Annotated in this window: 17 protein-coding genes; 4 read left to right on the top strand and 13 right to left on the bottom strand. The window is 70.7% G+C overall.

Annotated elements, in window-relative coordinates; genetic code table 11:
• Positions 1–270: 270 nt before the first annotated feature.
• Positions 271–1,221 carry a sugar-binding transcriptional regulator gene (locus tag INT49_RS06750; RefSeq protein ID WP_193116955.1) on the bottom strand — a complete coding sequence of 317 codons (951 nt, stop codon included), beginning with the start codon at positions 1,219–1,221 and terminating at the stop codon, positions 271–273.
• 318 nt (positions 1,222–1,539) lie between these two features.
• Between INT49_RS06750 and INT49_RS06745 the strand changes: the two genes are divergently transcribed.
• From INT49_RS06745 to INT49_RS06735, 3 genes are all read left to right on the top strand, one after another.
• The gene (locus INT49_RS06745) at positions 1,540–3,030 is read left to right on the top strand and encodes an FGGY-family carbohydrate kinase (protein ID WP_193116954.1); all 1,491 of its coding nucleotides are present in this window, start codon (positions 1,540–1,542) and stop codon (positions 3,028–3,030) included.
• Positions 3,031–3,066: 36 nt separating this feature from the next.
• A complete protein-coding gene (locus INT49_RS06740) occupies positions 3,067–5,244 on the top strand; it encodes a glycogen debranching N-terminal domain-containing protein (protein WP_226849874.1) in 2,178 nt (725 codons plus the stop codon).
• A gap of 119 nt (positions 5,245–5,363) precedes the next feature.
• Positions 5,364–6,215: an SMP-30/gluconolactonase/LRE family protein gene (locus tag INT49_RS06735; protein WP_193116953.1), complete on the top strand. Its 852-nt coding sequence runs from the start codon at positions 5,364–5,366 to the stop codon at positions 6,213–6,215.
• Between the two features lie 99 nt (positions 6,216–6,314).
• Here INT49_RS06735 and putP read toward each other — a convergent pair whose 3' ends face one another.
• From putP to INT49_RS06715, 4 genes are all read right to left on the bottom strand, one after another.
• Complete coding sequence (gene putP, locus INT49_RS06730; protein WP_193116952.1) at positions 6,315–7,889, bottom strand: sodium/proline symporter PutP; 1,575 nt, start codon at positions 7,887–7,889, stop codon at positions 6,315–6,317.
• 431 nt (positions 7,890–8,320) lie between these two features.
• On the bottom strand, positions 8,321–9,865 hold the full coding sequence (gene glpK / locus INT49_RS06725) for a glycerol kinase GlpK (protein WP_193116951.1): 1,545 nt from the start codon (positions 9,863–9,865) through the stop codon (positions 8,321–8,323).
• Positions 9,866–9,965: 100 nt separating this feature from the next.
• Positions 9,966–10,688: an MIP/aquaporin family protein gene (locus INT49_RS06720; protein WP_193117016.1), complete on the bottom strand. Its 723-nt coding sequence runs from the start codon at positions 10,686–10,688 to the stop codon at positions 9,966–9,968.
• A gap of 263 nt (positions 10,689–10,951) precedes the next feature.
• Complete coding sequence (locus tag INT49_RS06715) at positions 10,952–12,694, bottom strand: glycerol-3-phosphate dehydrogenase/oxidase (RefSeq protein WP_319021538.1); 1,743 nt, start codon at positions 12,692–12,694, stop codon at positions 10,952–10,954.
• A 230-nt stretch (positions 12,695–12,924) separates the two neighbouring features.
• On the opposite strand from INT49_RS06715, the gene INT49_RS06710 reads away from it, so the two are divergent.
• Positions 12,925–13,884 carry a sugar-binding transcriptional regulator gene (locus tag INT49_RS06710; protein WP_226849870.1) on the top strand — a complete coding sequence of 320 codons (960 nt, stop codon included), beginning with the start codon at positions 12,925–12,927 and terminating at the stop codon, positions 13,882–13,884.
• 300 nt (positions 13,885–14,184) lie between these two features.
• Here INT49_RS06710 and INT49_RS06705 read toward each other — a convergent pair whose 3' ends face one another.
• The 8 genes from INT49_RS06705 to INT49_RS06670 form a co-directional block, all read right to left on the bottom strand.
• Entirely contained in the window at positions 14,185–14,652 is a 468-nt protein-coding gene (locus INT49_RS06705; RefSeq protein ID WP_193116950.1) for an ASCH domain-containing protein, read from the bottom strand.
• 215 nt (positions 14,653–14,867) lie between these two features.
• Complete coding sequence (gene fdhD, locus INT49_RS06700) at positions 14,868–15,740, bottom strand: formate dehydrogenase accessory sulfurtransferase FdhD (RefSeq protein ID WP_193116949.1); 873 nt, start codon at positions 15,738–15,740, stop codon at positions 14,868–14,870.
• A gap of 18 nt (positions 15,741–15,758) precedes the next feature.
• The gene (locus INT49_RS06695) at positions 15,759–16,187 is read right to left on the bottom strand and encodes an ArsR/SmtB family transcription factor (RefSeq protein WP_319021537.1); all 429 of its coding nucleotides are present in this window, start codon (positions 16,185–16,187) and stop codon (positions 15,759–15,761) included.
• Positions 16,184–16,678, bottom strand: a complete 495-nt coding sequence (locus INT49_RS06690) for an SRPBCC family protein (protein ID WP_193116947.1) — start codon at positions 16,676–16,678, stop codon at positions 16,184–16,186. The genes INT49_RS06695 and INT49_RS06690 overlap by 4 nt, the downstream gene beginning before the upstream one ends.
• Before the next feature lie 130 nt (positions 16,679–16,808).
• Positions 16,809–17,309 (bottom strand): SRPBCC family protein, encoded by a 501-nt coding sequence (locus INT49_RS06685; protein ID WP_193116946.1) that lies wholly within the window; start codon positions 17,307–17,309, stop codon positions 16,809–16,811.
• 297 nt (positions 17,310–17,606) lie between these two features.
• Positions 17,607–18,095, bottom strand: coding sequence for an SRPBCC family protein (locus tag INT49_RS06680; protein WP_193116945.1), 489 nt, complete (start codon positions 18,093–18,095; stop codon positions 17,607–17,609).
• Between the two features lie 87 nt (positions 18,096–18,182).
• Positions 18,183–19,028 (bottom strand): SDR family oxidoreductase, encoded by an 846-nt coding sequence (locus tag INT49_RS06675; protein WP_193116944.1) that lies wholly within the window; start codon positions 19,026–19,028, stop codon positions 18,183–18,185.
• Positions 19,028–19,975, bottom strand: a complete 948-nt coding sequence (locus tag INT49_RS06670; RefSeq protein WP_193116943.1) for an ABC transporter substrate-binding protein — start codon at positions 19,973–19,975, stop codon at positions 19,028–19,030. Before INT49_RS06670 ends, INT49_RS06675 begins: the two co-directional genes overlap by 1 nt.
• Between the last annotated feature and the right edge of the window lie 75 nt (positions 19,976–20,050).

Below are 20,050 nucleotides of genomic sequence, written 5' to 3'. Positions count from 1 at the left end.
CGTCCACGGATCCGCTCGGAGGGCCTGGCCACCCCGGGCCGCAGAAGCCGGTCACCTGTGAGCCTAGGCACAGGACGCACATTCGTCAAGCACAAATGTTCGACCGTGATGTCGGCACGTGGCGTGCGCAGAGGCGGGGGCAGAGGCAGGCACTGTGGCAGGCATAGGGGCGGACACCAGGACAGACCCAAGGGCGGGCGACGATCCGCCCAGACCTGCTCAGTCCCGTTCCGTCCTACTCAGCCCCCGTTCCGTCCCGCCCTGTCCCGATCAGCCCTGTTCGGACTCCGTGTCGGCGAGAACGGCTTCTGCCGTCGGCGCGTCCGTGATCAGCGTGGTGAACAGCGCGGCCTTCGCCCCGGCCCGGATCGACAGGGCCTTGCCGCGCCCGGCGGCGAGCGCGATCGAGGTGGGGATGGCGCGCAGGACCTCCGCCGAGGGACGCACCAGACGGTCCGAGCCGGGGTAGACCAGGGTGTTCCCGTCGGCGTCGTAGAAATGCAGGCACACGTCGCCCACCGCGCTGCGCAGCGACGGGTCATCGCGCGGGACCACGGACGTCAGGGACTCACGGCTCGAGTACGGGGCGCCGATGCCGGAGACCAGCACGGAGGCCCGGGTCCACAGGTCGGTGATGCTCATGAAGCTCGGATCGGCCTGCAGCGAGCGCCACAGGCTGGGGCTGGGCAGGGCCGGGGCGAAGATGAAACGCGGGTCGCCGCCGGTGCGGTCGGCGAGGTTCCGCACGATCTCGTTGGTCTGGAAGACGGGATCCGACTCCTGCTGACCGCCGACGGTGGGAGCGATGATCACGCCGCGCAGCTCGGGCATGCCGGGCATCCTGCTCACGGCGCGCGTGGTCGTGCCCGAGGAGATGAGGAGCACGTCGCCGCGCCGCAGCTCGAGCCGGCGCAGCTCCTCCCCCAGCAGGTCACCGATGCCGCGGAACTCCCGCTCGCGCTGATCGCCGGGGGCGATCCGCACCCGGTCGATGCCCAGCAGGTCCCGCAGCCGCTTCTCCAGATCGGTGACATCGGGGCCGGAGACGTCGAGGACCTCGAAGCGCACCATCCCGATGCGCCGGGCCTCGGTGAGCAGCTTGCTGACCGTCGGGCGGGAGACCCCCAGGTGCTCGGCCACCTCCGCCTGGCGCAGGTTGTCGAGGTAGTACGCGGACGCCGCGCGGTGCAGGAGCTGCGGATCCATGGTCGATTCGAGCATGCCCGCTCCTTTCGTCGTCAGTCCGGTCTCGTCGTCAGTCCGGTCTCGTCGTCGGTCCGTCCCCGACCCCTGCGTCGAGGCACGGATGTGCCCGGGTCACATATGTTCTGCCTGCCGATCCTATCGACGTCGGAGCCGGGCGCGCCCACGCCGAGCAGATCGGGCCCCCTCCCGGGAGGCGATCCGAGCCCGGGTACGGGTCCGGGCCGCGGTGCCGGAGCGACGCATATCGGGGCGCGGTCAGTGGCAGTATGGAGCAGGCCCATCGGCGGATCCGACCGGGCCATCACGCCGAGGCGGCGACGAAAGGGCTGGTCGATGACGAAGTACGAGGAGGCTGTGCTCGGCGTCGATATCGGCACGTCCAGCGCCAAGGGGGTGCTCGTCGCGCTCGACGGGACGATCCTGCGCACGGCGACCCGGGAGCACGCCGTCGAGCGTCCCGCGCCCGGCCATGTCGAGATGGACGCCCGGGTGTGGTGGGAGGAGTTCGTCGGGATCTCCGCCGAGCTCACCGCCGGCACAGATGTTCGCGTCACCGGGATCGGCGTGTCGGGGATGGGCCCGTGCGTGGTGCTGGCCGACGACGCCGGGGAGCCCGTGCGCCCCGCGATCCTCTACGGGGTCGACACCCGCGCCGAGCGGCAGATCCAGGAGCTCACCGACTGCTTCGGCGAGGACGAGATCCTCGCCCGCAGCGGCTGCGTGCTCTCCTCCCAGGCCGCCGGCCCGAAGATCCGCTGGGTCGCCGATCACGAGCCCGACGTCTTCTCCCGGGCGACGCACCTGTTCATGCCGTCGTCCTATCTCGCGTTCCGCCTCACCGGCGAGTACGTGCTCGATCACGCGAGCGCCAGCATGGTCACCCCGCTCTACGACACCGAGACCCTGGACTGGCATCGACCCTGGGCCGAGCAGGTCGCGCCGGGACTGGAGCTGCCGCCGCTGGCCTGGTCCGGCGACGTCGCCGGCACCGTGACGGCCGTTGCCGCCCAGGGGCTCAGCGGCATCGAGGCGGGCACGCCCGTGGTCGCCGGCAGCACCGACGCCTGGGCCGAGGCGATCAGTGTGGGCGCCACTGCGCCCGGAGACGTCATGCTCATGTACGGCACCACGACGTTCCTGGTCGCGATCACGGCCGAGCCGGCCCCGAGCCGTGCGATGTGGGTGACCGCCGGGACCACGCCGGGCACCTTCACCCTGTCCGGCGGGATGGCGAGCTCCGGGGCGATCACCGGATGGATGCGCGATCTGACCGGAGGGGCCGACTTCGAGGACCTGGTCCTGGAGGCGGCAGCGAGCGGCGTCGGCGCGAACGGCCTGCTCATGCTCCCCTACTTCGCCGGGGAGCGCTCCCCGATGCACGACCCGTCGGCCCGCGGCGTGATCGCCGGGCTGACCCTCTCGCACACGCGCGGCGATCTCTACCGGGCCACCCTCGAGGCCGCCGCCTACGGCGTGCGCCATCACCTCGAGGAGCTGCGCGCAGCGGGTGTGCGCGTCGAGCGGGTGGTCGCCGTGGGCGGCGGCACCCAGAACGAGCTGTGGCCGCAGATCGTCTCCGACGTCACGGGCCTCGCCCAGGAGATCCCGCGCCGCACCGTCGGTGCCTCCTACGGCACGTCCATGCTCGCCGCGCGCGCGGTCCACGGCCAGGACACCGACGCCTGGAACTCGATCGATCGCGTCTGCGTGCCGGACCCCGCCGCCACGGCGCGCTACGACGAGCTCTACCGGATGTACCGCGAGCTCTACCCCGCGACCCGCGACATCGCCCACTCCCTCGCGAGCATGCAGAGCGAGGGCTGACCGTCAGGCACCGGCCTGCCGTCGATCGGAGGATCCATGCACGAGAGCACCTCGCCCGGCCTGCACTCCGAGGACGCGGGCAGACCGACAGATGGGGCAGCCTCGACCGCCCTGCCGCCCCTGGACGCCCAGCGCCCGATCCCGCGGCACCAGCCGTTCGTCCACGATCTCGTCGGCGTGCTCCGCGCGCCGGTCCAGGCCTGGTCGCGGCCCGACGGCGCCATGCTCGGCGCAGGCGCCGAGGGCATCTACCTCGGGGACACCCGGGTGGTCTCCGACCTGCGCTGCGATGCCCGGGCCGCGGACCTCTCCCCACTGGGCGTGCAGGTGCGGGCCGCCGACGAGATCGTCCATCGTGATGTCGTCTCCACGGCGGACAGAGCGGGCGATCCGCTGCTGACCCTCGAACGCACCCGCACGGCGCACGCCGACGGGTTCCGGGAGCAGCTGCGCCTGGTCTCCGACGACGACCGTCCCCGCCGCGTGGTGCTCCGCCTCGCGCTGATCGCCGACGGGATGTCGATGTCCGCGGTGAAGGACCATCGCCTCGCGCTCGCCGAGGGCGAGGCCCGCCCGGCTGTCACCCTCGAGCCGGGCACGGCCCGGTGGCCGATCGGGACTGAGGGCGGTCGCGCACGGCTGACCGTGGGTGCCGGAACAGTCTCGCGCGGTCCCGACGAGGTCCTCTCGGCCGACGGGCCCATCGTGACCTGGACCGTTGCGCTCGAGGCGCCGGCCCGCGGGGAGGCGCTCGCCTCCTGGCGCCTCGACCTGGACGATCCGTCGGTCCCCTTCGAGGCAGCGAGCGAGCCGTGGGCCGGCGCCATCGCGCCGTCGGCCGCGGTGACCGATCCCGTCGCCTCGACCGATCCCGCCGCCTCGATCGAGCCCGGCACCGCAACGGCCCCCACCCCGGAGTCCCGCGCCGTCGACCGCCTGCTGCGCAGCTCCCTGTCGGACCTCGACGCACTGCGTCTGCAGGTGCCGGGCGAGCCCGCCCAGACCTTCTTCGCCGCCGGCGCCCCGTGGTTCTTCACCCTCTTCGGGCGTGATGCGCTGATCGCCGCCTCTCTCGCGCTGCCGGTGGACCGCTCGATCGCCGAGGGCACCCTGCGCACCCTGGCCCGTCACCAGGGGACGATCGTCGACGTGGAGACCGCGCAGCAGCCCGGGAAGATCCTCCACGAGGTGCGCGCCCAGGGCATGGACATGGTGGAGACGCGTCTGCCGCCGGTCTACTACGGGACGATCGACGCCACCCCGCTGTGGATCGAGCTGCTCCACGACGCCCGGCGCGCGGGGCTGGATGACGCGGTCCTCGCCGAGCTGCGGCCCGCGCTGGAGGCGGCGTCGCTCTGGCTGCTCGAGCACGCCGACGCCGACGGGGACGCTCTGCTGGAGTACCTCGACGACTCCGGGCACGGCCTGGCGAATCAGGGCTGGAAGGACTCCGGGGACTCGATCCGCTTCGCCGACGGCTCCGTCGCCACCGGGGCGATCGCCCCGGCCGAGGTGCAGGGATACGCCTATGCCGCAGCCCGGCACGCCGCGGATCTGCTGGAGGAGTCGGATCTGCTGGAGGAGCCAGATCTGCTCGAGGAGTCGGGCCCGGTCGAGAAGTCGACACTGCTCGAGGGGTCCAGGGACGGTTCCAGCACCAGCCTCCCCGGCCGCCTCCGCGCCTGGGCCGAGCGCCTGCACGCACGCTTCCACGAGACGTTCTGGTGCGAGGACGAGCTGGGGCCCTTCGTGGCGCTCGCCCTCGACGGCGAGAAGCACCCGGTCACCGGGGTCGCCTCGAACATGGGCCACCTGCTCGGCACCGGGATCCTCGATGCGGCGCAGGAGCGCCAGGTGGTGGACCGTCTGCTGCATCTGAGCCTGTTCTCCGGCTTCGGGATCCGCACCCTGTCCACGACCAACGGCGCCTACGGGCCGCTGCGGTACCACGGAGGCAGCGTGTGGACCCATGACACCGGGTACATCCTGCGCGGTCTGCTCCGCGCGGGGTTCGACGCGGAGGCGCAGGTCGTGGCCCGGGGACTGCTCCGCGCGGCCGACGGCTTCGACCAGCGCCTGCCCGAGCTGTTCGGGGGCACGAGCGGCGACGATGTCGATCCGCCGCTCCCCTATCCCGCCGCGTGCCGGCCCCAGGCCTGGGCCGCGGCGAGCGCCGTCCCGGTCGCGCAGGCCCTCGGAGCGCTGCCGCGCTGAGTAGCGGCGGCCCGCCGCCCAGCCCTCGCCAGCCCGTTGCTCCTCCCTCCGCGGGTACCCGTCACCAGCTGCACCCCGTACGGTGGGCCGCACCGCAGTTCCGAGCGAATGGAGCCCTCATGCACGCCGACCGCCTCACCGACTCGATCTGCTATCACGCCGAGGGCCCGTACTGGTCCGACACCTGGGGCGGGCTGCGCTGGGTCGACATGCTCGCCGGCGACCTCATGCACCTCGCCGCCGACGGCACGGTGCAACGGCTCTCCACCCCCAGCCCGGTGGTGGCCTGCGTGCGCCCCGCCTCGAGCGGGGGCGCGGTGCTCGCCCTCGAGAAGGGCTTCGGCCTCGAGGATCCCGACGGCTCGATGAGCCTGCTCCCGCCCCTGTGGGACGAGGATGTGCGGATGAACGAGGGGGCGATCGCGCCCGACGGCTCGTTCCTGTGCGGCTCGATGGCCTATGACGGCCGCCCCGGCGGCGCCTCCATGTGGCGCCTGCTGCCCGACGGCACCACCCGCCGCGAGGTCGGCGACCTCACCATCTCCAACGGGCTCGCCTTCTCCGCCGACGGCACTCTCGCGTACTACGTCGACACCCCGACGAACCGGGTCGACCTGTTCGACTGGTCCGACGCGGACGGTCTGACCCATCGCCGGCCCTTCGCCGATCTCACCGACCAGGACGGCTCCCCCGACGGGCTCACGCTCGACGCGGCGGGCAACGTATGGGTCGCGATGCACGGCGGCAGCCAGGTGCTGGGCCTCGACGGGCGCGGAGCGGTCGCCGCCCGGATCGAGGTCCCGGCGCGGCAGGTCACGGCCTGCACCTTCGGCGGCGAGGACCGCGGCACCCTGTTCATCACCACCAGCCGGGAGAACCTCCCCGAGGGTGAGGATCCGCAGGCCGGGTCCCTGTTCTCGGTGCGGCCCGGCGTGGCGGGCCCTGTCGACGAGCGGCTGTTCGCCGCCTGATCCGCAGGAACCGATCCAGCAGCGCGCACACAGGACGGCGCCCGCCCGACGGTCCTTCGTCGGGCGGGCGCCGGGTGTCGATCAGGCGTTCTGGGCGGGTCAGACCGCCGAGCCGGAACCGGTCGCGCCGGAGCCGGCAGGCTCCGCGTCGGCCGAATGATCGATGAATTCTCCGGTCTTGAGGGAGCCGAGCATCTCGTCGAACTCCTCCATCGCCTTCGCCGGCGGCTGAGGAGTGATCATGCTGATCACGATCGCCAGCACGAGGCAGACCAGGAAGCCGGGGACGATCTCGTAGAGATGCTGATCGCCGAACAGGCCCCAGGCGACGTCGGGCGTGAACTGGCCCCAGATGAAGACCACCGCAGCGCCGGCGACCATGCCCACGGCCGCACCGGCCATGGTGAGCCGGCGCCAGAACAGCGACAGCAGCACGATCGGTCCGAAGGCGGCGCCGAAACCGGCCCAGGCGAAGCCGACCAGGCCCAGCACGGAGCTGTCCGGGTTCATGGCCAGGATCAGCGCGATCACCGCGACGGCGAGCACGCCGATGCGGCCGCCCCACAGGGCACCCTTGGCGCTGAGCTTGATGCCCACGCCGCCCAGGAGGTCCTCGATCAGCGCGGAGCTGGAGACGATCAGCTGCGAGGAGATCGTGGACATGATCGCCGCCAGCACCGCGGCCAGCAGCAAGCCGGCGATCAGCGGGTGGAACAGGAGCTGCGAGAGGTCCAGGAACACCGACTCGCCGTTGGTGGCGTCGGTGAGGACCGCATCGGCGTTCTGCTGGAAGTAGGCCAGGCCGGCGAGCGCGGTGAACACGGCGCCGAGGACGCAGATGATCATCCAGCTCATGCCCACGACCAGGCCGTACTTCGCGTCGCGCGAGGAGCGCAGCGCCATGAAGCGCACGATGATGTGCGGCTGGCCGAAGTAGCCCAGGCCCCATGCGGCCGAGGAGACGATGCCGATGAAGGTGCCGCCGGCGGTCAGGGAGCCGAAGGTGGAGTTGACCTCGCGCACGGACTCGAACATCGCCACCGGTCCGCCGACGACGATCATCGCGGTGATGGGGACCGCGATCAGGGAGATCATCATGATGATGCCCTGGACGACGTCGGTGTAGCTGGCCCCGAGGAACCCGCCGAACAGCGTGTACAAGATGGTGACGCCCGCGACCAGCAGCATGCCCATGAGGTAGGAGCCGCCGAACGTCGACTCGAAGAACACGCCGCCGGCGACCATGCCGGAGGAGACGTAGAAGGTGAAGAACACCAGGATGATCACGCCCGCCGCGACGCGCAGGATGTTCGTGCGGTCATGCAGACGGTTGCCGAAGAAGCTCGGCACGGTGATCGAGTTGCCGGCGATCTGCGTGTACTGACGCAGGCGCGGCGCGACGAACGCCCAGTTCAAGCCGGCACCGAGCGTGAGGCCGATGGCCATCCACCCCTCGACCAGACCGTTCATGTACAGCGCGCCGGGCAGGCCCATCAGCAGCCAGCCGGACATGTCGGACGCGCCGGCGGAGAGCGCCGCGGTGAAGGGGTGCAGCTGGCGCCCGCCGAGCATGTAGTCCTCGCCGTCCGAGGTCTTGCGGAAGGCGTACAGGCCGATGGCGATCATGGCGGCGAAATACACCGTCAGGGCGATGATCTTGAAGACGAGATCCATGAGAGGACTCCGATCTCTGGGGTGGGGAAGGTGGTCGGGATGGGGGTCGAGGGGCGGACGGTCGGACGGAGCGCGCTCGGGACGAACGCTGCGGATCGGGGCACGGGGCCCCGTCATAACCCGGCGGCGGCGCGGGGCCGGCTCGGGGACATGGTGACGGGACGCCGTGCGGGCGTCGGTGCTGAAGGGTGACGCCGAGGATACGCCCCGTCCCGGCCGAAGACGCCCTCCGTTGCCAGACGGTGACATGCCCCGCGATCACCCGCCCCGCCCATGACAGTGCGCGCTGGGCTTCCCTCGATGGGAGCCCAGCGCGCACTGGCGTGGTCACAGTCGGCTGGTTCAGCTGTGTGGAACTGCTGATCCCCTCCCGCGAACACTGCACGGCTGGCTCGTACCTCGCCGACTGCTCCGCGTTCGCAGTTCGTCGATCAGCTGTACAGCGCCTCGGTGTCGTCGTCGACCCAGTCCAGGGTGCGCTCGACGGCCTTCTTCCACAGGCGCAGGTAGCGGTCGCGGGTCTCGTCGTCCATCGCGGGCTCCCAGCGCTTGTCCTCGGCCCAGTTGTCGATGACGTCCTGCTCGCCGTCCCAGAAGCCCACGGCGATGCCGGCCGCGTAGGCGGCACCGAGCGCCGTGGTCTCGATGACCTTCGGGCGCACGACGGGCACGCCGAGGATGTCGGCCTGGAACTGCATGAGGGTCTCGTTCATGACCATGCCGCCGTCGACCTTGAGCTCGGAGAGCTCGACGCCCTCGCTCTCGGCGTCGGCGACCATCGCGTCCAGCACCTCACGGGACTGGAAGGCCGTGGCCTCCAGGGTGGCCCGGGCGATGTGGTTCTTGTTGTGGAAGCGGGTCATGCCCACCATCGCGCCGCGGGCGTCGGAGCGCCAGTGCGGGGCGAAGAGGCCCGAGAAGGCCGGGACGATGAACAGGCCGCCGTTGTCGTCGACCTTCTTGGCGAGGTCCTCGATCTCGGGGGCGTCCTTGATCAGGCCCAGGTTGTCGCGCACCCACTGCACGAGCGAGCCGGTCACGGCGATCGATCCCTCGAGGGCGTAGACCGGCTTGTTGTCGCCGATCTTGTAGGCGACGGTGGTGAGCAGCCCGTTCTCGGAGCGCACCAGGTCCTCGCCGGTGTTGATCAGCATGAAGTTGCCGGTGCCGTAGGTGTTCTTGGCCTGGCCCACCTCGAAGCAGGCCTGGCCGAAGGTGGCCGCCTGCTGGTCGCCGAGGATGCCCGCGATCGGGGTGTCGATGAGCAGGTCGTTCTTGCGACCCTTCCCGTACACCTCGGAGGAGGACCTGATCTCCGGGAGCATGGACAGCGGGATGCCCATGTCCTTCGCGATGTCCTCGTTCCAGTCCAGGGTGTCGATGTTCATGAGCATCGTGCGCGAGGCGTTGGTGACGTCGGTGACGTGCACGCCGCCGCTGGTGCCGCCGGTGAGATTCCACAGCAGCCAGGCGTCGGTGTTGCCGAACAGCAGGTCGCCGGCCTCGGCCTTCTCCCGGGCGCCGTCGACGTTGTCGAGGATCCACTTCACCTTGGGGCCGGAGAAGTAGGTGGCCAGGGGCAGGCCCACGCGCTCCTTGTACTTGTCGGCGCCCTCGTCGCCCGCGAGCTCGTTGCAGATCTTCTGGGTGCGGGTGTCCTGCCAGACGATCGCGTTGTAGACCGGCTCGCCGGTGTTCTTGTCCCACACCACCGCGGTCTCGCGCTGGTTGGTGATGCCCACGGCCGCCAGCTGGTGGCGGTTGATGTCGGCCTCCACGAGCGCCTTGCCGACCACGTCGCGGGTGTTCTTCCAGATCTCCTTGGGATCGTGCTCGACCCAGCCCGACTTCGGGAAGATCTGCTCGTGCTCCTTCTGGCCGCTGGCGACGATCTGGCCGCCGTGGTCGAAGACGATCGCGCGGGTGGAGGTGGTGCCCTGGTCGATGGACATGATGTACATGGTGTCGTCGTTCATCGGAACTCCTTCGTCATGGATGAGTCGTCATGGATGAGCTGTCATGAGGTCGCAGCGCCACGTTCCGTCGCGAGGCCGCTGAGTCGGTCGGATCGGATGATCAGAAGTAGACGATCGAGGCTACGCCCGCGAGCGCGCCGCCGATCAGGGGCCCGGCGACCGGTACCCACGAGTATCCCCAGTCCGAGCCGCCCTTGTTCCTGATCGGCAGGATTGCATGCGCCAGGCGCGGGCCGAGGTCTCGGGCCGGGTTGATGGCGTACCCCGTCGGACCGCCGAGGGAGGCGCCGATCGCGAGCACCAGCAGCGCGACCGAGAGCGGGCCGAGCTCGTTCGGGGTGTTGCCGAACATGATGATCACGAACACGAGCACGAAGGTCGCGATGATCTCGGTGACCAGGTTCCAGCCCTTGGAGCGGATCTCCGGGCCGGTGGAGAAGGTGCCCAGGATAGTGCCGGGGTCCGTCTCCTGGTCGTAGTGGGTCTTGTAGGCGAGCCAGGCCAGCACGGCGCCGAGGAACGCGCCGATCAGCTCGGCGAGGAAGTACGTGAGGGTGGTGCCGACCGTCATCGGGATGCCCGGCGCGTACTCCGTGGCCTCGCTGAAGAGCAGGCCGAGGGTGACGGCGGGGTTGAGGTGGGCGCCGGTCTTGAAGGCGACCCACACACCGGCAAAGACCGCGAGGCCCCAGCCGAAGTTGATCATCAGCCAGCCGCCGCCGTTGCCCTTGGTCTTGCCGAGGATGGCATTGGCGACCACGCCACCACCCATCAGCGTCAGCATCGCGGTGCCCGCGATCTCCGACAGCAGGATCGTTCCGATCGTTTCCATCAGGTGTTCTCCTTAGCGATCCGCGTCGGTGCGGATCGGGATCCGGTCGAGCCCGGGTCCCTGGGAGGGGCGCCGCGGCGTCGATGGACGCGGCATGCCCCTCGGGTGGCGCAGCCCTGCCGCTCGTCGTGGAGCGGGGGCGCGTCGGGCGGAACCCTGATCGACCGGTCGCGGAGCCCCGAGGGAGCTCCGCTGGGGCGCGCACGGTGCGCGCCCCGCACGGTGCCCGGCTCTTGTCGCCGGGCACCGGAACGTCATCGTCGGGAGGGCACCTCCGGGGCGTCGGCGAGGCGAGCCGCGGCCTGCTCATCGCTGGTGGTGTGTTCGCCGTCCAGACGGGCGGCGATGAAGTCCCGGTAGGTCTCGACCTCGCGGTCGCGCGTGGCGTCGTCCCAGCCCAGCTCAGGGCCGACGAGCGCGGCGACCTCGGGCGCCGCGTGGACGCCGCGGTCGCGAGTCTCGTAGTCCAGGCGCGTGCGGCGCTGGAGCACGTCGATGAGGTGGCGGGCGCCCTCGGCGCGCACGGCGTAGAGGACCTCGGCGCGCAGGTAGCGGGGCGCGTGCTCGAGCGGGGTGCCGAGCGAGGGGTCCTCGTCGATCAGCGCGAGCACGTCCGAGAGCAGGGCGCCGTAGCGGAAGAGCAGACGATCCACCCGGATCTCGTCGAGGCCGTAGCGTCGGCCGATCTCCTGCTTGTCTCGCACGAGGGACTCGTAGCCCTGGGCGCCGATCACGGGCACCGAACGGGTCAGGCTCGGGCGGCCGGGCTGGGTGTCCTTGATCGCGAAGTCGACGACGTCCTCGGCCATCACCCGGTAGGTGGTGTACTTGCCGCCGGCGATCGCGGACAGGCCCGGCTCGATCTCCATCACGGTGTGCTCGCGAGAGACCTTGGTGGACCCGCCCTCGGAGTTCTTGCGCACCGGCTGCAGCAGCGGGCGCAGGCCGGAGTAGACGCCGATGACGTCCTCACGGGTGAGATCGTCGGCGAGCACGGCGTTGGCGTGCTCGAGCACGTACTCGATGTCCTCGGCGGTCGCGCCCACGTCGCGGGGGTCCTGGGTCCACGGGGTGTCGGTGGTGCCGATGACCCAGTACTCGTCCCACGGGATGATGAACAGGACGGACTTCTCGGTCTGGGTGATGATGCCGGTGTCCGGGACGGCGGGGATGCGGTCGCGGGCGATCGTGATGTGGATGCCCTTGGACGCGAGCACCTCGAGGCCGGCGTCGGCCCCGGCGAGGTCCTGCTGGTCCTGGGTCCAGACGCCGCCGGCCAGGATGGTGTCGCGGGCGTGGACCTCGAACTCCTCGCCGGTCTCCTCGTCGCGCACCCGGGCGCCGATCACGCGGGTGCCCTCGTGGAGGTAGTCGACGACGCTCGTGTAGTTGGCGACCGAGGCGTCGTGCTGCGCGGCGGAGCGCACCAGCATCATCACGAAGCGGGCGTCGTCCACCTGCGCGTCGTAGTACTCCAGCGCGCCCACGGCCTTCTCGCCGTCCAGGGCCGGGAAGACGTCGAGCATCTTGTCGTGCAGGAGGTGGCGGTGCATCGGCACGGCGCGCTTGCGGCCCACGGACTGCATCGCGTCGTAGAGCATCACGCCGGAGCCGATGAACGCCCGGTCCACGACCTTCTTGAAGAAGGGGAAGACGAACTTGATGGGCTTCACCAGGTGCGGAGCCGTGTGCTGGATGAGCAGGTCGCGCTCGCGCAGAGCCTCGGCGACCAGCTTGAAGTCGAGCATCTGGAGGTAGCGCAGGCCGCCGTGCATGAGCTTCGAGGAGCGCGAGGAGGTGCCGCTGGCCCAGTCGCGGGTCTCCACCAGGCCCACGCTGAGCCCTCGCGTCGCGGCGTCGAAGGCCGCGCCGGCGCCGTTGACGCCGCCGCCGACGACGAGCACGTCGAGCGGGTTCTGGGGGGTCGCGGCGCGAAGACGCGAGAGATGCTCCGCCCGGTTCCCCGGGGTGAGTTCTGACCGATGCTGATCGGACACGTGGGTGCTCCTTTGCCGTGACGTCTGCGCCGCGACGGCTGATTCCTCAGGTCCGGTCCTCGACGTCGGACCTCGGGATCGATCCTCAGAGATCGGGCCGTCGGGGCCGAGCATCCTGGTGCCGGAGCCGTCGCAGTGGGGGCCGCCGTTGGCTGCGGCACCCGGAGCCATCGTGGAACCTCCGTGCACCATCACGCAAGCCGCGTGCACGAACGTGCAACACTGAGGGCATGACCCCCGACGACCGCCTCGAAACGGCCTTCACGGCTGCACGGATGTACTACGGCGAGAGCCAGACGATGGAAGCCATCGCGAGCGCCCTGTCCGTCTCGCGGTCGACCGTCTCGCGGATGCTGCGCGATGCCCGGGAGGCCGGACTGGTGCAGATCTCGCTGCGTCCGCCCGGAGCGCACCGGGTCGAGGAGCTGCGCCGGCGGATCTCCCAGCTGTACGGCGTCCAGGCGCACGTGATCGCCGCCGGCGCCACCGAGGACGAGCGCGAGCGCCTGCAGGCGGTGGCCGACGCCGGCGCCACGATGCTCGACGAGATGCTCGAGCCGGGGATGACGATCGGGATGGCCTGGGGCACCACGATCGCCGCCCTGGTGGGGTCACTGCAACCGCGCCCGGTGCCGGGGCTGCGGATCGTGCAGCTCAACGGGGCGATCAACACCGAGGGCTCGGGCCTCACCTACGTCTCCACGGTGCTCTCCCGCGCCGCCGCGCTCTGGGACGCGACCGTGCACCACTTCCCGGTGCCCGCCTTCTTCGACTACGCCGCGACCCGGGATGCGATGTGGCACGAGCGCTCCGTGCACCGGGTGCTGGAGACCCAGCAGCAGTGCACCCTGGCCGTGTTCGGGGTGGGTGCCTTCGATGCGGCCGTGCCCAGCCACGTCTACACCAACAACTACCTGACCGGCGAGGACCTGCGGTCGCTGCGGGCCGACGGGGCGGTCGGGGACGTGTGCACCGTCTTCCTGCGCGCGGACGGCACCTACCGGGACATCGCGATGAACGCCCGCTGCTCCGGCCCGGACCCCTCCCAGCTGGCACGGATCCCCCGTCGCCTGCTGCTCGCGGCCGGCACCCGCAAGGCCCTTCCCCTGCGGGCCGCGCTGCGGGCCGGCGTCGCCACCGACCTGGTCATCGACGAGGTCACCGCGATGAGCCTGCTCGCGCTGCGCTGATCCACCCGCAGCCGCTCGCCCGTAGCCGCGGCCGCTCGCGTCCACCGGCACCAGGTGTGCAGGCTCCGCTATATCCGGCCACCCCGCACACCTCACGCCACCAGATACCACCCCACTCGACCCGACCCGGCCTAGCCCAGCCCCACTCGACCCGGCCCCACTCGGCCCGGCCCGGCCCTGAGGCACGGTGCCGAGTCGGCGCCGGGCCTCTGGTGATGAGCCGTGGCGATATCTCCACGTCACATCACCATCGGCCTGCCCAGTGCAGCGACCGCCGACCCTCCTCGGCGCAGTGCGGCATCAGGAACGTCGCGGGGATGCCGCGTGCAGCACTCGGAAGCTCTCGCAGACCACCGGCATGTCCGAGGCGAAGCCGTGGGCTGAGTGCTCCCGCCAGAACTGCTCGTGGAGACGGCGCCAGCTGGCCAGGGTCCGGTCCTCCTCCCCTTCGGCGCGGGCATGCTCCTCGGTGACCTTGTCGAAGGGCGTCACCTCGACCGCGACCACCTCGAGCACGGCGCTCGGCGCCCCGGCTCCGTCGAGCACGATCGACAGGTCCCCGACCGCGGGCAGCGGCTCACCGTCATCGGCGTAGTCCTGCAGCGAGGAGGCCGTGGCGGTCTTGATGCCCGCGAGCACCAGAGCCAGCAGCTCGTCGGCCTGCTCAGCCGTGGCGCCGAAGGCCCAGGCCTCCGGAGGCTCAGGCGGGAGGTCCGGATGGGCGGTGCGGGCCTGTGCCCAGAAGTCGTAATGCTCAGTGGTGTTCACCCTGAGACGCTATCGGTAGATTTCCAGCGTGACCAGTGAAGTGATCGTCTCGGCGGCACCTTCCTGTCTCGCTGGCCTTGCTGATCTCGCCGGTCCTGCTGGCCCTACTGGTCCTGCTGGCCCTACTGGCCACGGTGCCCCGTTGCGCCGTTCCCCGTTGCGCCGTTGCGCCGTTGCCCGTTGTCCCCGCCGGTCCCGCAGCCCCGCAGCCCCGATTAGCCTTCGACGGCGGAGAGGTCGAGGCGATCGGGGTGGGTATAGACGTTCATGCGGCCGTCGCCGTCCTCGGCCGCGCGGGTGAAGCCGACGAGCGTCATCCCGAACTCCTCGGCGGTCTCCACGGCGAGCGAAGTCGCTGCGGAGACGCAGGCCAGCATCGGGATACCGGCCATATACGCCTTCTGGGCGATCTCGAAGCTGGCTCGGGAGGAGACCAGCAGGAAGCAGTCACGCAGAGGCAGCCGGTCCTCGAGCAGGGCCCAGCCGATCACCTTGTCCACGGCGTTGTGACGGCCCACGTCCTCACGCACCACGAGGAGGTTCCCCTCGAGGTCGACGAGTGCAGCGGCGTGCACACCGCCGGTGCGGGCGAAGACGGGCTGGTGATCGGTGAGCTCGCGGGCGGCGGAGAGGATCGCGCGGGGATCGATGGCCCAGCTGCGCAGCAGCGTGTAGCGGCTCTTCTGCCGGACCGCGTCGATGCTCTCGGAGCCGCAGACCCCGCACGCGGAGGTGGTGGTGAAGTTCTTCGTGACCAGGGGCAGCAGCTGCGGCCGGGAGGTCGTGAAGTCCATGACGTTGTACGTGTTGCGCGCGAAGCCGCTGCCGTCGTCCACCACGGCGCCGTCGCAGTAGCGGGCCTCGACGATGTCCTCGCGGTCGCGGATCACGGCCTCGCCGTGCAGGAAGCCGTGGATGAGCTCGACGTCGTGGCCGGGTGTGCGCATGGTCAGCGACAGCTGCTGGCCGTTCACTCGGATGTCCAAGGGCTCTTCGACGGCGACGTGGTCGCCCTTGCGACCGGCGTACAGCGTGCCCTCACGCACCCGGACGGTGCGGATCCGCGTGGTGTCGGTGACCCTGCCCATCCTCCGAGGATAGACCGCTCACCTGCGCGGTGGTTCCTCGCCGCGGTCGGGCCCCTCCCCCGCTTCGGCCAGCTCCTTGATCCGTGCGAGCCGGCGATCCCAACCGCCGCCCACGGTCCCGAGCAGATCGGAGACCGCGAGGATCCGCGACGGCTCGACCGAGTGCACCCTTCTCGCCGATACCCGCTGGGCGTCGACCATCCCGGCGGTCTCCAGGATCCGCAGCTGCTTCGCGACGGCCTGCCGGGACAGTCCCAGATCGCGAGCCACGGCGCCCGCGTCATCGGGCTTCTCCGCCAGGCGCACCAGGATCTGCCGGCGGGTGCGGTCCGCGAGCGCGGTGAAGACGGCGTCAGCACCCGGACCGAGCAGACCATCCGACGGGTCCGGCGCCCCCGCTGGGTCCGTCGGGAACAGCCGGCGGTCCGGTTCGGGGCGCGGGCTCACCTCGCGGCTTCCGCCACCGTGCGCGCGACCTCGAGCTCCTCGATCCATCCCCGGGAGTTCTCCTCGAAGGTCGTGCGACGCACCGCTGCGTCGGCGCTCATCGTCGAGAAACCGTGCTCGCGCACGGTGAGCTGCACACCGTCTGCCGCGGTCGGACCGTCGGGGCGGATCGTGAACTCGACGACTGTGGACGAGGCATCGGCGTCGTCCGCGGCTCCGGCCGACGCACCGCTGAGCCAGCGGAACACCGCACGATGGGGCGGCTCGAGCGCCTCGGTCACGATCGAGAACGTGCCGTGCACGGGGTCGACGACAGTGGACACGGCACCGTCGGTGGTCACCTCGTGCTCGCGGTACTCCCCGTCGTTGATGTACCACCCCGGCTCGCAGACGATCGCGAAGACGGTCTCGGCTGTGGCGTCGATATGGATGCTGCGCTCGATCTCGTCCGGGACGTCGTCCGTGGTGAGACGGGGGTCGTGGTCGGTCATGACCTGCTCCTCGGCGTGGGGGCGCGGCCGCGACGACCGCTTCCCCACAGCGTGCCAGACGACGGACCGGGGTGCAACCCTATGGTTGCACCCGCGTTGGACGGCACGCCGAGGACGGTCCGGTCAGCCGTCAGTCGCGCCCGCGAGGATCCGAACGCCTCTCGGCCAGGTCGCGTGCCAGTTCGAGCTGCTGGTCCCAGCCGAGGGCGTTCTCCTCATAGTTCTTCCGACGCACCGCGACGTCCTCTCCGAGCCGGGCGAATCCGCTCTCCTGGACGGTCAGCCGCACCTCGTCGGACCGCGAAGAGCCGACGGGATCGATGGTGAACACGACGCTGTTGGAGGCGTCGGAGATCGCCCCGATGCCTCCTCCCAGCCAGCGGAAGCCGACCTTGTTCGGCGGCTCGTGCACCGTGGCCGACAGACTGCAGATTCCGTACACGGAGTCCTTGATCCGGGAGATCCCGCCGGCGGTCCGCACCTCGTGCTTGCGGTACTCGCCGTCGTTGATGAACCAGCCAGGCTCGCGCACGATCGCGAAGACGGTCTCGGCGGTCGCTCTGATGCGGATGCTGCGCTTGATCTCATCAGGGACGTCATTCGAGGTGGCGTGGGTGTCGGCAACACGCATGATGGAGCTCCTCGTGCTCGGTGAGCGGCCACGGTGCCGCCTGTCCCCCAGAGTGACAGAGTCCGGCCCGCAGTCAAGACCGACCCTCTCGGCGTGTCCGGGCGCCCTCTGCTGACCGCGCCGTCGCTGTGCCAGCCTGGAGGTCGGCGCGCAGCTCCGCATCGGCGCGCAGTCCCGCAGTGGCGCGCAGCTCCGCATCATCCATGGCTCTGCATCACCCACACGCACAGCGGCGCCTCCCGTTCGGGAGGCGCCGCCGTGCTGCGCAGGGCCGATCAAGCCGTTGCCCGGGCGCGATCAGGGGTTGGTGACCGCCGCGGCGAGCAGGTTGAGCGACTGCTCGAGGTCTTCCTCGGGGATGGCCGGGAAGCCGACCTGCTTCAGGAGCTTCTCGTCGGTGACCTTGGACCAGTCGTAGGTCAGGCTCACCTCGGTGGAGTCCGCGCCCTGGGACTTGAGCTCGTAGAGCCACTCCCAGCCGAGGGGCTCGGTGGGGGCGGTGCCATCGTCCGCCTCGGGTGCGGGCTGCCAGCCGACCATCTTGTTCTCGTCGTACGCGGTGACGAAGTTGTGGGTGCGGTAGTCGCCGCCCATCGCGTCGCGGTGCATGTTCATCACGAACTTCTCGCCGGACTTGTCGATGCGCTCGGTGTCGTCCGAGTTCCGGACGGTGCCCGAGCCGTCGAACTCGTGGTGCCGCGCAGGCAGCGTCAGCAGGCTGAACAGGTCCTTCGCGGGGGCGTCGATGGTGCGGGTCACGGTCACATGGGTCTCGTTGCTCGTCATGCCTTCACTGTGCCGCGTCGACGGGGCGATGTCATCCGCGAGCCGACCGCCCGGTCATCGCCGCTGGTCATAGCAGATCCGGGGCGATCACAGCGGATCCGCGACGGTCTCCTCGAGCGTGCGGGGAGCCCGGCCCAGCACGAGCTCGACGTCCCCGCTGACCACGTCGAGCTCGCCGGATCCGATCGCGGTGTACGTGCTGATCCAGGCGTCGACCTGCCAGTCGGGGGCTCCGTACGGGGCCCGGGAGGCACGCGCCTCCTCGAGCGTCTCGTCGACGTACTCGTACTCGGCACCGCGCGCCCGGGTCATCAGCAGCGCGGCCTCCCCGAGGGTGACGGCGACCGGGCCGGTGAGGTCCAGGGCCCGCCCAGCCCACGGGGCAGGGTCGCGCAGGATCCTCGCAGCGACCTCGGCGACGTCCGCGCGGGCCACGTACGCGCAGCGGCCCACCCCGGCCGGGCCACGGATCAGGCGTTCCTCGCCGGCGAAGTCGAGCAGCACGTCGGCGTAGAAGCTGTCGCGCAGGAACGTCCAGGCCACGCCCGAGTCCCGGAGCAGCTGCTCGGTGGCGCCATGATCACGGGCGAGCGTGAACTCGGCGCTCGGCGACGCCCCGAGGAACGAGGTGTAGACGATATGGCCCACCCCGGCCTCCGCGGCGGCCGTGATCGCGGTGCGATGCTGCTCGATGCGGTCCACGGCCTCCCCGGCCGAGACCAGCAGGAGGGCGTCGACGTCCGCGAACGCGGCGCGACAGGCTGCGGCGTCGGAGAAGTCCGCGACCGCGATCTCCGCGCCGGGCTCCCGCGGGGCCCGTGCCGCGTCCCGGACGATCAGGCGCAGCCGGCCCTCTCCGTCGGCCTCGATCGTGAGCAGGCGCGCGACCTCCCCGCCGACCTTCCCGGTGGCTCCCGTGACCGCGATACGCATCAGACCAGGCCCTTCTCCCCCAGCCAGCCCTTCGCGATGTCCGCGGAGCTCGCCTGCTCCTCGACGCTGCGCCGGTTCAGCTCGACGAGGTCGTCGGCGCTGAGCGCCTCGATCACCGTGGTGATCGCCGCCGCGGCATCATCGTCGACCTTCTTCGAGACGACCGGCACCACGTTCTGCGGGAGGATCAGCGATTCGGGATCCTCGAGCGGCACCAGATCGTTCGCGATGATCGCGGGGTCGGAGGTGTAGAGGTCCGCGAGCTGCACGTCCCCGTCGGTCAGGGCCTGGACGGTCAGCGGCCCGCCGCCGTCCTCGACGGGGACCACGGTGACGTCCACGCCGTAGACCGTCTTGACGCCCTCGGGACCATAGGGGCGCACCTCGAACTCGCTGTTGGCGGCGATCTTCAGGTCCTTGAGGCCGGCGAGGTCCGCGATCGTGGTCAGGGAGTTCGAGCTCGCGAAGTCGGAGGTCGTGGTGTACGAATCCTGGTCGGTGGCCTGCGCGAAGGGCAGCAGGCGCAGCCCGTCCGGGAGCACCTCGGACAGCGCCGAGTGGATCTCCTCGGGGCTCGCGGACTCCGCGTCGGGCTCGTAGTTCTGCAGCAGGTTGCCCGTGTACTCGGGCATCACATCGAGCGCGCCGCTCTCGAGCTCGGGGAGGTACACCTCGCGCTGGCCGATCTGGTACTGGCGGTCGACGGTGAGGCCGGCCTTCTCGAGCACCTGGGCGAACAGCTCGGCGATGATCTCGTTGGAGTAGTACGCCTGCGAGCCGACGACGATCGTGCCGGCATCGGCCGAACCGCCGCCGTCCGATGAGCCGCCGCCGGCGCCGTCCTCCTCCGCGAAGGGATCCGAGGAGCTGCAGGCGGCCGCGCCGAGTGCGACGCCGCCGAGACCGAGCGCGCCGAGCAGGTGACGACGGGTGCTGTGGATGGACATGATTCTCCTTGAGACAGGCGGGGCTTTGCGATCGTGGTGGGCAATCGAGTGGGCGGGCGATCAGGCAGTCAGGCG

The organism is Brachybacterium tyrofermentans, assembly GCF_014897585.1.
GTDB classification, from domain to species: Bacteria; Actinomycetota; Actinomycetes; order Actinomycetales; family Dermabacteraceae; genus Brachybacterium; species Brachybacterium tyrofermentans.
Note: the sequence above shows the minus strand (reverse complement) of the source record. Positions and strands in the feature narration are given on the sequence as shown.